At 62.8% G+C, this 13161-nt stretch carries 10 protein-coding genes; 6 read left to right on the top strand and 4 right to left on the bottom strand.

The window, feature by feature from the left end; all coding sequences use genetic code 11:
* Positions 1 to 267 precede the first annotated feature (267 nt).
* From GY937_10030 to GY937_10020, 3 genes are read right to left on the bottom strand one after another with little or no spacing between them, the layout of a single operon-like run.
* The gene (locus tag GY937_10030) at positions 268 to 1167 is read right to left on the bottom strand and encodes a glycyl-radical enzyme activating protein (GenBank protein MCP5057047.1); all 900 of its coding nucleotides are present in this window, start codon (positions 1165 to 1167) and stop codon (positions 268 to 270) included.
* Positions 1164 to 2459 (bottom strand): hypothetical protein, encoded by a 1296-nt coding sequence (locus GY937_10025; GenBank protein ID MCP5057046.1) that lies wholly within the window; start codon positions 2457 to 2459, stop codon positions 1164 to 1166. The genes GY937_10030 and GY937_10025 overlap by 4 nt, the downstream gene beginning before the upstream one ends.
* 51 nt (positions 2460 to 2510) lie before the next feature.
* A complete protein-coding gene (locus tag GY937_10020) occupies positions 2511 to 3509 on the bottom strand; it encodes a hypothetical protein (protein ID MCP5057045.1) in 999 nt (332 codons plus the stop codon).
* A gap of 272 nt (positions 3510 to 3781) precedes the next feature.
* On the opposite strand from GY937_10020, the gene GY937_10015 reads away from it, so the two are divergent.
* The 5 genes from GY937_10015 (at position 3782) to GY937_09995 (ending at position 10560) form a co-directional block, all read left to right on the top strand.
* A complete protein-coding gene (locus GY937_10015; GenBank protein ID MCP5057044.1) occupies positions 3782 to 5935 on the top strand; it encodes a TonB-dependent receptor in 2154 nt (717 codons plus the stop codon).
* A 164-nt stretch (positions 5936 to 6099) separates the two neighbouring features.
* Positions 6100 to 7650 carry a response regulator gene (locus GY937_10010; GenBank protein ID MCP5057043.1) on the top strand — a complete coding sequence of 517 codons (1551 nt, stop codon included), beginning with the start codon at positions 6100 to 6102 and terminating at the stop codon, positions 7648 to 7650.
* The gene (locus tag GY937_10005; protein MCP5057042.1) at positions 7647 to 9056 is read left to right on the top strand and encodes a tetratricopeptide repeat protein; all 1410 of its coding nucleotides are present in this window, start codon (positions 7647 to 7649) and stop codon (positions 9054 to 9056) included. Before GY937_10010 ends, GY937_10005 begins: the two co-directional genes overlap by 4 nt.
* Before the next feature lie 137 nt (positions 9057 to 9193).
* Positions 9194 to 10366, top strand: a complete 1173-nt coding sequence (locus GY937_10000; protein MCP5057041.1) for a glycosyltransferase family 2 protein — start codon at positions 9194 to 9196, stop codon at positions 10364 to 10366.
* Positions 10366 to 10560, top strand: a complete 195-nt coding sequence (locus GY937_09995) for a hypothetical protein (GenBank protein MCP5057040.1) — start codon at positions 10366 to 10368, stop codon at positions 10558 to 10560. Before GY937_10000 ends, GY937_09995 begins: the two co-directional genes overlap by 1 nt.
* A gap of 42 nt (positions 10561 to 10602) precedes the next feature.
* Here GY937_09995 and GY937_09990 read toward each other — a convergent pair whose 3' ends face one another.
* Entirely contained in the window at positions 10603 to 11415 is an 813-nt protein-coding gene (locus GY937_09990) for an enoyl-CoA hydratase (GenBank protein ID MCP5057039.1), read from the bottom strand.
* A gap of 189 nt (positions 11416 to 11604) precedes the next feature.
* On the opposite strand from GY937_09990, the gene GY937_09985 reads away from it, so the two are divergent.
* Positions 11605 to 12846 carry a glycosyltransferase gene (locus GY937_09985; protein MCP5057038.1) on the top strand — a complete coding sequence of 414 codons (1242 nt, stop codon included), beginning with the start codon at positions 11605 to 11607 and terminating at the stop codon, positions 12844 to 12846.
* The last annotated feature ends 315 nt before the right edge of the window (positions 12847 to 13161 follow it).

The raw sequence follows: 13161 nt of genomic DNA, 5'->3' as shown, positions 1-13161 counted from the left end.
GATCTCACGCGCCAAGTCCAAGCCTGGCAAGACGATCGCAACCGAACGACGAAGGGCGTCGACTGGCAATTCACGACCCAACAAGCCCGCGTGAAACTGCGACGACTCTACCCCCAGCTTTTGGTGTGACAAGGGACTAGCACGCTATCGCCTGATCGAAGTGGTCGGGGAGCCGGTTCGCGTCCGATCCAATTTCGTGAAGGGCTTCACGGAGCTTCCGGTGCGCCTCCACCCCTGGTAGCTCAGTGCGTTGCCCCCGGGACCTGATCAGTGCCGATTCAGGACCTGGATGCCGCTTGCCTCGAAGCGATCCTGCACCTTCTCGAGCTGCGCGTCGGAATACCTCGGCAGGCATAGTTTTGGCTGCTTGCCCTGGATGACGTCGATCTTCGCCTCACCCATGTTGTGGTAGGCGAGAAGATGGATCGAACGCCTCCCCAGCGTGCCGAGACGCTCGATCACCCGCTCGATGTTCGCGTCCGTATCCGTGAAACCGGGAACGAGAGGCAAGCGGAATTCCACCGGGAATTCCCCCTCGACCAGGCGGCATGCGTTGTTGACGATCGTTTCATAACCGTCGCCGAGATGAGCCTCGTGCAGCGCCGAATCGAGGATCTTCAGGTCGAAATAGATGAGATCGAATTTCCGGAGCAGGGCCTCCTGCTGCCTGAAAGAGAACACGCCCGCGGTTTCGAGATTCGTGTGGATGCGTTCACGCCCGCAGAGATCGAGCACCTCATGGAGGAAACGGGGGTGTCGCAACGGCTCTCCGCCGCTGAAGGTGACGCCACCGCCCGATTTCCGATAGTAGGCTCGATCGGCAAGCAGGCATTCCATCAGGCGTTCAGCCGTGTAGATCTCGCCAATCGGCCGAAGCGCATCGTACGCGCAGGCATCCACACAATCCCCGCAGACCGTGCAGCGCTCGTAGTCGATACGGAAACCCGTCCGCGAAATGGCCTGCTCGGAGCAGGCCTCCTCGCAGCAGAAGCTCTCCGTGCAACGATCACGGTAGAACGCAATGACCGGATTTGCTTCTTGTGATTCCGGGTTCTGGCACCACGGGCAATGCAATGCGCATCCCTTGAGGAAGACCAGGGAGCGGATGCCCGGCCCGTCGTGCAACGAGAACCGCTGGATCTCGAAGACGGGCGCGGTTGCCTTCACTGGGCCCGCTGCCGGGTGCGATCGATCAGCTCCTGCTGCATGGAGGGCGTGAGATCGACGAAATATGCGCAGTAGCCCGAGATCCTCACCAGGAGATTGCGGTGTTCGTCGGGATTGCGCATCGCGTCTTCCAGCACGGCAGGGTCGAGGACATTGATCTGCAGCTGCATGCCGCCCTGGTCGAAATATCCCAGCACGAGAGCCTCGAGAGAAGCCTTGCCGGCTGCATCCGCAACCGTCTGCGCGTCGAATTTGATGTTGACGTTGATCCCGTTGCCAAATGCCCGATGGTCGAGTTTGGCCACCGAATTGAGCGAGGCCGTGGGGCCGAGCAGATCCGAACCGTCCACCGGGGCAAGCCCGTCTGCCAGCGGCCGGCCGGCGAGCCGCCCCGAAGGCAGGGCCGCCATCTTCTTTCCGAAGGCCTGGTGGCAGGTCATCGAGTAGTAGCCCGGCATCCAGCGCCCACCGCGCGTATTCGTGTATCGGGACACGCATCGATCGAATAGCGACGCGACCTCAGCGGCCAGCTCGTCCACCCAGGCGTCGTCGTTCCCGAAGCTCGCGATCTTGCGGGCTCGTGCCTGGAGCAGCTCCTGGCCCTCGAAGTTGGTCGCACAGGCGTTGGCGATCTCCTCCAGTGATACCTGCTTCGAATCGAAGACCAGCTCCTGGATGACAGCCAGGGAGTTGGCGAGATCGGCAACGCCCACCGCCTGGATTCCCGACGCGTTGTAGAACGCCCCGCCGCGAGTGGAGTCGGTCGCATTCTCGATGCATCCGCCGATCGTGAGCGAGGAGAAGGGTGTCGGAAAGTACTCCGCGTTGGCTTTCTCTATGGCATCGAGAGACTGCTTCAACATCTCGAGGCGATCCTGCGTTTGCTCTTCCAGCGATTCGAGCAGATCATCCATGCACCCGATCGAATCGAGCCACGGACGTCGGCACGGGGTCGCATCCTTCATGCGTCGCCCGCCACCGAGCAACAACTCGAGACCGATGGCCAGATTGAAGATCGCGGCATCCGAAGACGTAAAGCTCTCGCAAGACAGTGCCGGCTCCACGCACCCGACAGTCGCGTAGTTCCAGACCTTCTTGTGGTCGACACCGCGCCGCGCCATGGCCGGCATGATCACGTCGTCGTTGTAGAGAGCCGGAGAGCCGCCGCCGCCGGCGATGACCTCCACGACCCGTCGAGTGAACGCGGGATCGGTGTTCTTGCTGATGCGGGCATGCCAGTTGGGCTGTCGGGTCTTGAAACCCTCGAGGACGTCGAGCAGCAGGAAGCTCAACGCATTGGTCGCATCGTCGCCGGAAGCATCGACCCCTCCCAGGGTCAGGGCCTATCCAGTCGGCAACCCCGCGAAATACTCGGTCGAGCGACTCGAAAAGAGTGGAATCACCTCGGAGAGCTTGAGGCAGAACGCGGCGAAGAGATCGCGCACGCGATTCGCGTCGAACTCCTCCTGCTCTTGCTCGCGGAAATAGAGCTCGTAGAGGTACTGGTCGATCCTACCGAGGCTGATCCCCTGATCGATCGATTCGACCTGGATCACCAGCTGGAAGAACCAGATCAGCTGGAGCGCCTCGTGAAGGTTGGTGGCCGGGTTGCGGGGAACGTTGAGAAGCAACCTGGCCAGGTCCGCCCTGCCTTGTCTTTCGGCTTCAACCCGATAGCGATCCGCAAATGCTTCGAGGGCCGTGAGGCAGATGTGGCTCGCTTCGAGTTGATTCCGTTGCGCCGGGCTCGTGTCCCCCCGCGCCAGACGCTCATCGAGTTTCTTGCGGTACCCCTTCGTTCCAAGTCGAATGAGCTCGCTGTAGTCTGGAAGAAAATGAGCCACACCGCCGGCTTCGTTGATCACGAAGTGCGCCGCACCGAGTTGATCCCGCGCATAGCCGAGCTGCTCTCGCAAGGAAAAAGCCCGCATTGGGAGACTGCGGCGCAACCAGTAGGGGATCACCGTCCGCACCAGTTTCCATTTGTCGGCTGCGCGAATGTGGAGCGGATTGACGGGGCGTTTCTCGAAGCGCAGCACGTCTTCCAGCATCGCCACACCGGCTTTCTCGATGTGGCAGATGGCGCCGATCCGGTGCTCGGTATGCGAACCGACGATCAGCTCTCCGGGATGGATCTGGATGGAGCGGTGCTTCAGGTGGTAGGCGAGACAATGCGCATTCCGCAGTGCCGTGGATGCGTAGTCTTCCGCATCGCGTTTGTAGAACTCGGTGTAGTGGATGGCCCGTTCGGCGCCTACCGCAGGACGGCTCTTCGAATGGTCGACGTAGAGCTGCTGGATCCCGGCTGACGGCCTCCACGGATCCTGTTTTCCGCTATCCACGATCGATATCCTCGCAGATGATTTGCCGGCGTTTCGGGGGTTGATGCTAGCAGCGTTCCCTTCATACCGGTTTCGGCGGGAGGCCACCTTTCCTTCAGATATTCGCCACAATACGATCTTCTCGTCCCTTTTTGGAACAGATCAGGACTCTCGCTGGCAAGAGAGGTCTCCTGCGTCCTGGTGACTGCCGCTTCCCACTCTGCTTCAATGAGCCGGCCGCTCGAACTGAGATCCAACACACGATGCGAAGATGCCTCCTTGCCCCGATCCGAATGAGCAAACGGGTTCCTGGCCAGCTCATGCGGCTGACAGCAACATTGATCCTGGTCTTCGGCCTCTGGGCCGACGGCGCTCGGACGGAGGAGAACCTCACGAACGCCGGCCCGCATGCCGACGCCGCGGGACCTGAAGCAGAAACCGGGCCGGCGGCGTATGAGAGTCCGTCCATCGACTCGCTCCCCGTGCACAGTCGCCGCATCCCCGAAGATTGGGTCGACGTTCCGGCGGCCGTCTCCGTCATCGACCCGTCGGAGGTCCAATTCGGACGTCAGCAACTGGGCCTGGACGAAGCCCTTTCCAGCGTTCCCGGGCTCTTCATGCAGAACCGCGCCAACTTCGCCCAGGATCTTCGCATTTCCAGCCGCGGTTTCGGGGCCCGCTCGAGCTTTGGGATCCGCGGCATCAAGCTCTTCGTGGATGGCATTCCGGCGACGCTTCCCGATGGGCAAGCGGGCGTCGATGCGATCGATCTCGGGTCGACGGGCCGGGTCGAGGTCCTGCGTGGACCGGCGTCATCGCTGTATGGGAGTGCCGCCGGCGGCGTGATCCATCTGCATACGGAGGAACCCCCGGATCTCCCCTTCGTCGAGGGCCGGGTTTCCTATGGAGCGCAGGGCTTCGCCCGTCAGCAACTGAAGACTGCAGGACGCGGGGGGCCCGTCGATTACCTCGTGAACGCCACTCGAACGCATGTCGATGGCTACCGGAATCAGAGCGGGTTCCGTGCATCCAATTTGAACGGACGCTTCCGTTGGCAGGTCGACGAAAGCTCCCAGCTCCAACTCGTCTTGAATGCCGTCGATTCACCAAAGGCGGACGACCCGGGCGGGCTGACCCGAGAAGAAGTCCACACGGATCGGCGGCAAGCCAGGACGCGCAATCTCCTCTTCGACACCGGAGAGGAGGTGGATCAGCAGAAGCTCGGCCTCCTGTACCGGAAGGCCTTCGGGGATGCCCACGAAATCGCCGCGCGGAGCTACGTGGTGCAACGGGATTTCGAGAACCGGCTCCCCTTCACCTCCGGCGGAGCCGTGGATCTGGAGCGTCTTTTTTTCGGGGGCGGGCTCTCGTATCGAGGCAAGGGAACGCTCTTCGATCGGCAGCACCAGCTCGTCGTCGGCCTGGACGTGGATGCCCAACGCGACCGCCGCAAACGCTTCGACAATCTCATGGGCGATCGCGGCCCTCTCGTCTTCGACCAACACGAAGACGTCACCGGCTGGGGCCTCTACGCCCAGGGCCAGATCGATCTCGGGCACGACTTCGAGTTGAGCCTCGGTGCCCGCTTCGACCGCGTCGAGTTCGACGTCGACGATGACTTCCTTTCCGACGGGGACGACTCGGGAGAGATTCACTTCGACGAATTCAGCCCGGCGTTGGCCCTGCTATGGCATCCGACGACGGCCTTCAACGTCTACGGCCGCATCTCGACTTCGTTCGAGACTCCGACGACGACCGAACTCGCGGACCCCGAGGGCTCCGGCGGCTTCAATACATCTCTCGAGCCCCAGACCGCTCTTGGCTACGAACTGGGCGTCAAAGGCCTGCTCCCGGGTCGCTTGCGTTATGAGCTCGTCGTCTACGACATCGATGTCGACGACGAACTCGTTCCCTTCGAGGTCGCTTCGATGCCGGAAAGACGCTTCTTCCGAAATGCGGGAGAAAGCTCGAGGCGGGGCGTCGAGGCCGCTCTCGCTGTGGAGCCCCACCCGGGGCTGACCCTCTCGCTCGCCTACGCCCACTCGGATCTCCGCTTCGATCGCTACCGGACACCAGCCGGCCGTTTCGACGGAAATCGCATTCCCGGCGCCCCCCGGAACCAATTCCACGCAGAGATCGCGTTTCGCCACCGCTCGGGATTCTTCGTGAGTTGGGATGCACTCTACGTGGGACATATCTACCTGAACGACGCCAACACGGCGAAAGATGGAAGCGCGCTGGTTTCAAACCTCCGGCTGGCATGGCCCCTCCATGCGGGGCACCTGCGAATCACGCCCTTCTTCGGCGTCAACAACCTCTTCGACCGTGCCTACCAGAGCAATGTCCGCATCAATGCCTTTGGCGGCCGCTACTACGAGCCGGCTCCGGATCGCAACCTCTACGGAGGCGTGGGCGTGCGCTGGGAGTTCGGCTCGGACGCTCCCTAGAACCGAAGATGGCCGGGTCTTTCACCCAACCTCTCGGGTTTTTCCCTGAGTCGCTCTGGATCGGTTTTCGTTCCAGTCCGACTGGATTCATCGCAGCCAGCGTCTAATCCAGGGTGCCCGTCCCGACGATGGGTGGACGTGGAATCTGCCGAGCCCCTGCGACCATGAAACGCTGTGGAGTGCCCATCCTGGACGACTCCCTGGGCGGCCTTTCTCCGGAACTCCCGACGGTCGTCGTGGGGCCTTCGGGGAGTGGACGTACGGTCCTCGCCCTCGAGCTTCTGCATGCGGCCACCAGCCGAGGCGAAACGGCTGCGCTGATCACCGGCGAACCCCCGGAACTCCTGCTTCGTCAGGCAGCAAGCCTCGGCCTGACACTGGAACACGCCGTACGCACGGGTCTGCTCACGATCCTCGAGCTCGATGCACGTGCGGCAACGCTCGTACGTGTCCACGGTGCCGACGCATTGATCGAAGCCATCGTCGAGGCTGTTGGATCGCCCGGCACTTTCGTGATCGAAGAAATCGGCAAACTCACCCAGGAGATCCTGGATGAGGTGAGCATGCGAGATGTCGTGCGTCGCCTGCTCAAGATCACTGCCGGAACTGAGGGGACGATTTTCGTCACATCGAGCAACTCGCGCCTTCGCGACACCCCCGCACTCGAGCAGGTACTCGGCGATGTTGCTGGGGCGATCGTCCAGCTGGATCGAAGTGAAGACGGCGACCGGACGCTCCGCATCGACAAGTGCCGTCTGGGCCAACCTCTGGCTGAGATGCTCCCGTTCGAGATCACGGCCGGAGGCATTCGCCAGGCCAACGCGCGTCAGGAATCCCAGGCGAAGACCACTTCTCTGCCCTCGCCTCCCGTCCAGAGCGATTCGCAACCCGATCTCTCGCGACCGCGCATCCTGGTTGCGGAAGACGAGCGCTTCGAACGCGAGCGCGTGCAGGACATGTTGGGCAGCGATTTCGACATCCGCTTCGCCGAGGATGGGTTCGAGGCTCTCTCAGCCCTCCTGGCCGATGCTCCGGACCTTCTCATCCTCGATCTCGTCATGCCGAGGGTGACGGGCGAGGAAGTCCTGCGCTCTCTCCAGGCTTCGGGCTCGAACATTCCGGTGCTCGTCACATCGAGCCGGGTCGGACGGGCCGCGGACCGCGTTCGCATGCTCTTCCAGGGAGCGACGGACGTGATGACGAAGCCGGTCAACGCCATCGAGCTCAAAAGCCGGGTCACCACCCTGCTCGCCGCCTCTGCCGGTGGCGTTTCGACCCTGCAGGAGAACGACGTCGTCGGGCTCCTGGCGAGGGGGAACTCATCCCATCACCTGGAAGAAGAGGCCTTCGCGGTACTCGTGGAACGCGCAACCGAGTTCGCCCGTGCCTATCAGATGACGTCCACGATGATGGCCGTAGAAGGCGAGCCCGAGGTCATCGATTCACTCGTATCGGTCGCCGACGAGACGCTTCGCGGCGACGACGCCATCCTCGCACTCACCGAGGAACGCGTCTTGATGTTGCTCGTTCTGACGCCGACGGCCAATGCGCAGATCATCACCCGGCGGCTCGGAGAAGCCCTGCGTCGCGCCAGGATTCCCCGCAAGGGCCTGAGGGTCGGGTTCCAACCCGTGAAGGGTGAATCCGAGAACGTCTTCAAGGATTTCTTCGACGATCTCTCACCCTGGCTCACTGTGGAAAAGGGCGGTAAATGAGGCTTCACCTCGCTGCATGCGTCGCACTGGTCGTGCTCGTGTTCGCCTGGCCAGGCAAGGCAGAAGAAGCCGGCCTGCAGAAACGCCTTGCCCAGGCCAATGAGTGGCTGGTCGAACGCGAACACTGGGACGACGCGATCGAGATCTATCGTGATGTTCTACGTCAGGACCCGACCCAGACGGACGCCCGACTCCGACTGGCCCGCGTACTCGCCTGGCAGCTCCACTACGACGAAGCGCTTGCTGAGTTTGATGTCCTCGTCGGCAATGGCGGAGATCCCTTGTTCCTCGTCGAGCGAGGAGAAGTTCACTCTTGGGCTGGCCAACTCGAAGCGGCTGAGAGGGATTTCGATTCGGTCCTCGAGCAACGGCCCGACAACGCGCGGGCCTACCGAGGCCTGGCTCGCGTCTTCGCATGGTCCGATCGCAAGAGTGAAGCCGATCGTGCCTTCCGAAAGGCCCTCGACCTCGAAGAGGACGAGAAAGCAAGACGCGATTGGGAGGAACTCAGGCGAGACTACCGACCCTTCCTTCGGCCCGGATTCGAACTCGTTTCGGATTCGGGCGATTTCGAAGCGATGCGTGCCGGTGCGGAGGCGTCCTTCTCGCTCGACTTCGACACCCGCCTGTTCGCGCGCGCGGGCTGGCTCGAAATCGATCACCCGGCGGAACCGGGACTGCTTCGCGGTGACAGCACCGAGAAGGGAAGAGAACTCGGATTCGGCCTGGAGCACAAGCTCTCAGAGAGTGTTTCGAGCCGCCTAACCCTTTCGGGTCGTTCCTGGCGGGACGCTCCAGACAAGCTGATCGGCCAGGCGGAAATCGACTACGCGGGATGGTCGGACATGTCGGTCCAGCTCGCCCTCGGCCATCGCGATCAATGGGAAGACGCCCATTCCCTTCCGGCGTTGCGGGCCGGAATCCAGGCTTCCTACGCCCGCATCAGCGTCTGGCGACAGCTCGGTGAGCGCTCGGAATTCTACGCGAACCTCGAAGCCGGCCGCCTCACGGATGGCAACCGTCTGGTGGGAAGCTATCTGGAGGTGGACTTCGCCCCGCTCCCGCAGACCGACGCCCGGCTGGTCGTGGCTGGAAGCTTCGCGAGTTACCACCGCCCCGAAGACATCTACTACAGCCCGGAACTCGACGGATCCCTGGGCCTGTATGCGCGCAAGGATCTCGTCCTCACCCCCACACTCGAACTTCGTATCGAAGCCGGTGCAGGTGCAGGAAGTTCCCGGGAGTTCGGATTGTGGAGTAGCGGCCCCACCTGGAAGGCTCGCGGCCTACTCCAGTGGACGCTCGGCTCCTGGGCGCTGCGGGCTGAAGGCACGTTCGATCAGTCGCAGCGGGCATCGACCTACCGCGCGTCGAAGGTTGGGCTCGAGCTGAAGCGGAGCTTCTGAAGGTGAGTCGGGCCCTCTACGTCCTCACCGTCCTTGGAGCGGTCTCCCTCCTCGTCACCCTTTCGTTTCTTCTCTTTGGCTTGCTGCTCGATCTGCGCATTGATCTTCCTGCAGGTTTTCTCCAAACCTCCTTCGTGATGATCCTGGGCTTCCTCGTGCTGCTCATCTTGCGCTACTTCGGCCTGCTCTGGTTCTCCTACCTGGCACAGCTCGAAGGGGAACGAAGTGCTACGTCGCGAACCCCGTTGGTGACGATCCTGGTTCCTGCGTACAACGAAGGGCCGGTCATCCAGGGCGCGATCCGATCCCTCTTCGCGCTCGACTATCCGCGTTACGAAATTCTCGTCATCGATGATGGCTCCACCGACGACACCTACGATTCTGCCCGAAGGTTCGAAGGAGATCATGGACGCGTTTCGGTCCGGGTGATCCGACAGCGAAACGGCGGCAAGTCCTCTGCACTGAATACGGGGATCGCCAATGCCAGCGGCGAGTTGGTCCTCTGCATGGACGGCGATTCGCGCCTCGCCCCCGAGACGCTCCGGAAGGCCGTGCGTCATTTCTCTTCTCCGTCCATCGCAGCCGTGGCCGGAAGCGTAAAGGTCGTCAATCGGAACAGCTTCCTGGCTCGTCTCCAGGCCCTCGAATACGTCGAGGGACTGAACATGGCTCGCAGGGCCCAGGGCTTCTTCCACGCTGTCAACATCATCCCCGGCCCGATCGGCATCTTCCGCAAGGGCGCGCTGGATAGCGTCGGCCGGTATGACTCGGACACCTTCGCGGAAGATTGCGACCTCACCATCAAGCTGCTGATCGCCGGCTGGCAGATCTACTACGAACCTGGGGCCGTGGCCTACACGGAAGCCCCAGAACACCCGCTGGACCTGCTCAAGCAACGCTATCGGTGGACCCGCGGGATCCTGCAGGCCATGAAGAAGCATCGGCGCACGCTAGGGTCGCTGTTTTCGACGCCGACGGCCTGCCTGACGCTCTGGTACATGATCTTCGAGGGCATCGCCTGGCCCTTCATGAATGTCTTTGCCCACGTCTTGTTCGTCTTCGTGGCCTACAACCACGGTAACTCGGTTCCGCTGTTGTTCTGGTTCCTGCAGCTCACCATCCTCGACATGGCGGCCGCTCTCTACTGCGTTTCCGCCGAGGAAGAGAGCATCGGCCTCGTTCCCTACGCAATCTTCTATCGCATGTTCTTCGCCCTCTGCATCGATTTCGCGAAGGTCTTCGCCACCTTCGAGGAACTCGTCGGCATTCGCATGGGCTGGGGCAAACTCGACCGACTCGGGAGAATCTGATGGATCTCGTTCCCGTCCTATCTACCGTCATCTTCGTGGCAACGATCGCCACGATGATCCTCGCCGTCTTTTCCTACGCGGCCTTCAAATTTCGGGATTCACGGAAGCCCAAGGGGCCCGAAGAGAAACCGGTCTTCTTCCACCGCTTCGAGCTGCCGGGAGAGAACGAGGATCCGGAAGCGGAAGCCGGCTGATTCCGGAGCTGGGCTGCAGATGCCACGTAACCGCAATCCTCACTAGCGACCCTGGAAGTTCGGCGGTCGCTTCTGCAGGAAGGCAGTGACTCCCTCCGTGAAATCACTCGAGCTGCAGAGCTCCCGTTGAGCGTCCCGTTCGACATCGAGCTGGGAATCGAGATCACCTTGCTCGGCCGCAGAAAAGACGTCCCGGAGACGAACGAACGCGCGGGTCGGACCGGACGCGAGACGCTCCGCAAACTCCATGGCGATCTCCATCAGGTCATCATCCGGAACACAGCGCCAGATCAGGCCCCATTCTTCTGCCTTTTCCGCCGAGAGGGACTCGCCCAACAGGGCAAGGCCGAGTGCCCGGGCACGCCCCACGCGATGCGGAAGGTGATAGCTCGCTCCAACGTCCGGAACGATGCCCAGTGCCGGCGCGAATACCAGCTTGAAGCTGGCCGACTTGGCGGCCAGCACGAGATCGCAGGACAACGCCAGGCCGACTCCGCCCCCGGCGGTCACCCCGTTCACGGCTGCGACGATCGGTACCCGCAGCCCATGCATCTCGCGCACGAGCGGGTTGAACCGGGCATCCATGCTATGCGCCACCTTGTCGCCCAGCGTTTCCCCCGGCTCGTCCACACTCGCGGCCAGATCAGCCCCCGCACAGAACGCCCTCCCGTTGCCGGTCATGACCAGCGCACGCACCTCGGCATCGGCCTCGACTGCCGCCAACGCTTCGCGGATGTCATCGATCAGCCCTGCGCTCATCGCATTCAGGACCTCGGGCCGATCCAGGCGTAGGACCGCAACGGCCCCTTCCCGTTCGAGCTCCAGCGTCTTCCAGTCGCCCAACACGTCAGCCATGGGATCCTCCAGCCGGGACGCAACGACGCGCCGTCCCTCTCGTTCGAAAGCGGATTCTCCTCGAATCGTCGGTACGGGTCAACGAAGAGCCGTCGGCCGCAGAAGTGCCAGCGGCGTTCGCCCCGGACCTGCTGGGCTGCTCGTCCCTGTGCGCTATCCATCTCCTGGCAAGACCCGGCGACTGGAAGGATGATGACTACTCTCCCTGACCTGCTTCGCAAGGCAAAGACCCGATTCGATCTGACCGACCCCGGCGATCGGGAGAGCCTTCAGCGGCTCACCGCGAAATTGCTCGAACAAGAGCAGCTCTCGGTGGCCGAGATCGAAGACGCTGCCCGCTCGGATGGGGCTCCGCTCGAATTCCGCCTCGCGGCCAAGCTCGTGGATTCGCGCCGCTGGTTGGCAGGAAACTCCGAGCCGTTTCGGATCGCCGTCGTCTTCGCGATGTGGGGCGAGCACCACCGGCTCCTTCCACGCAGCACCGCCAACCCCAACGGTGAAGATTCGCTGCACGTCAAACTGGATCAGCTGGAGTGGGCGACCGCGGGCACCGGAATCGAATGGGAGATCTACGCGGTCGACGACGGCTGCCCCCACGGCAGCGCGGATCTTGCGCGACGTCGGGCCAGGGAACATGCGGCACGGGATCGCGTCACGATACTCGAACTCGCCGACGCACTGCCGGCTGGAGAAGGTCCCCTGGCCGGGCTCGGCTCCGCCGACGATTCGCGAAAGGCGGGCGCCATCATTCTAGGCTGCGCCCGCGCCATCGAGAATGGCGTCGATGCAGTCGTCTACACGGACGCCGACAACTCCGTCCATCTCGGGCAGATCGGCCTGCTGATGCGCCCCTGGGTCGAGCGTGGAGCCAAGGTCGTGCTAGGCGACCGCAAACATCCAGACGCCGTCCTCATCAAGCAGGAGGCGCGATGGGGAGAGGGGATCGTCCTGCTGCGCCATATGCAACGCATGATCGGCCGAGCGATCTACTCCCGCGGCATCCTCGACACCCAGGCAGCATTCAAGTTGTACGCAAGCGATGTGTTGGGCAAGATCCTGGAACGGCCGACCGTCTACGATTTCTCGTTCGACAGCGACTGGATCCTGGCCAGCCTGGCCCAGGGAGTCGAGCCGGTCCAGGTACCCTTCGCGTTCATCGATTCTGCAGCCGAATCCGCCTCCATCGCCCAGGGCCCCATGACGACCTGGGAAGCACTGCTCAAGGGGCTTGCTGCCTCGGTCCGACGCCACGGCGTCGAACACGACCTCGAGATGGCGCGAGTGCTGGATGAAGAGATCCAGACAGCGGCCGACCTCGATCGCATCATCGACGATCTGCCGCCTGCTCTCGCCAATGCGCCAGACGAACGCCTCGGTGACCCCACGCTGATGTCCCCAGCCGAAATCCGCACCTGGATCCGAAACCACTAGCGGGGGAGCCGCTTCGCCGGGGCTGGGCGCAGGCCGGGCGGAAATAATGCGCAGGCATAGGTCCCGTTCAGCGTGCGCGTAGGTTGCCCGCGGCGAAAGCCGCGATGGGCAACACCCTGTCCACCTCCCTACGCGGCCACCCGATCCCCGGCCGAGCCATTCCGCCCGGCCTGTGCCTGTTGGCGATCACGAGAAACCGTAGAAATCTGATCATCTAGCCGTGGTCGCGCGCGAGTGCTGGTTTCTCGTCAGAACGGCGAATCGGTGTCGGTCGGATCGGTGTCGAGTTCGCGATCGAGAGCCGCGAGGTAGTGT

Source organism: bacterium, assembly GCA_024228115.1.
Lineage (GTDB): Bacteria > Myxococcota_A > UBA9160 > UBA9160 > UBA6930.
The sequence above is the reverse complement of the archived record's forward strand: the minus strand, read 5'-3'. Positions and strand labels throughout refer to the sequence as shown.

What these genes read in the sequence shown, in the direction of transcription:
- GY937_10015 (MCP5057044.1), top strand. Translation starts at nt 3,782, where the DNA reads ATGAGCAAACGGGTTCCTGGCCAGCTCATGCGGCTGACAGCAACATTG.
- GY937_10010 (MCP5057043.1), top strand. Translation starts at nt 6,100, where the DNA reads ATGAAACGCTGTGGAGTGCCCATCCTGGACGACTCCCTGGGCGGCCTT.
- GY937_10005 (MCP5057042.1), top strand. Translation starts at nt 7,647, where the DNA reads ATGAGGCTTCACCTCGCTGCATGCGTCGCACTGGTCGTGCTCGTGTTC.
- GY937_10000 (MCP5057041.1), top strand. Translation starts at nt 9,194, where the DNA reads ATGATCCTGGGCTTCCTCGTGCTGCTCATCTTGCGCTACTTCGGCCTG.
- GY937_09995 (MCP5057040.1), top strand. Translation starts at nt 10,366, where the DNA reads ATGGATCTCGTTCCCGTCCTATCTACCGTCATCTTCGTGGCAACGATC.
- GY937_09990 (MCP5057039.1), bottom strand. Translation starts at nt 11,415, where the DNA reads ATGGCTGACGTGTTGGGCGACTGGAAGACGCTGGAGCTCGAACGGGAA.
- GY937_09985 (MCP5057038.1), top strand. Translation starts at nt 11,605, where the DNA reads ATGATGACTACTCTCCCTGACCTGCTTCGCAAGGCAAAGACCCGATTC.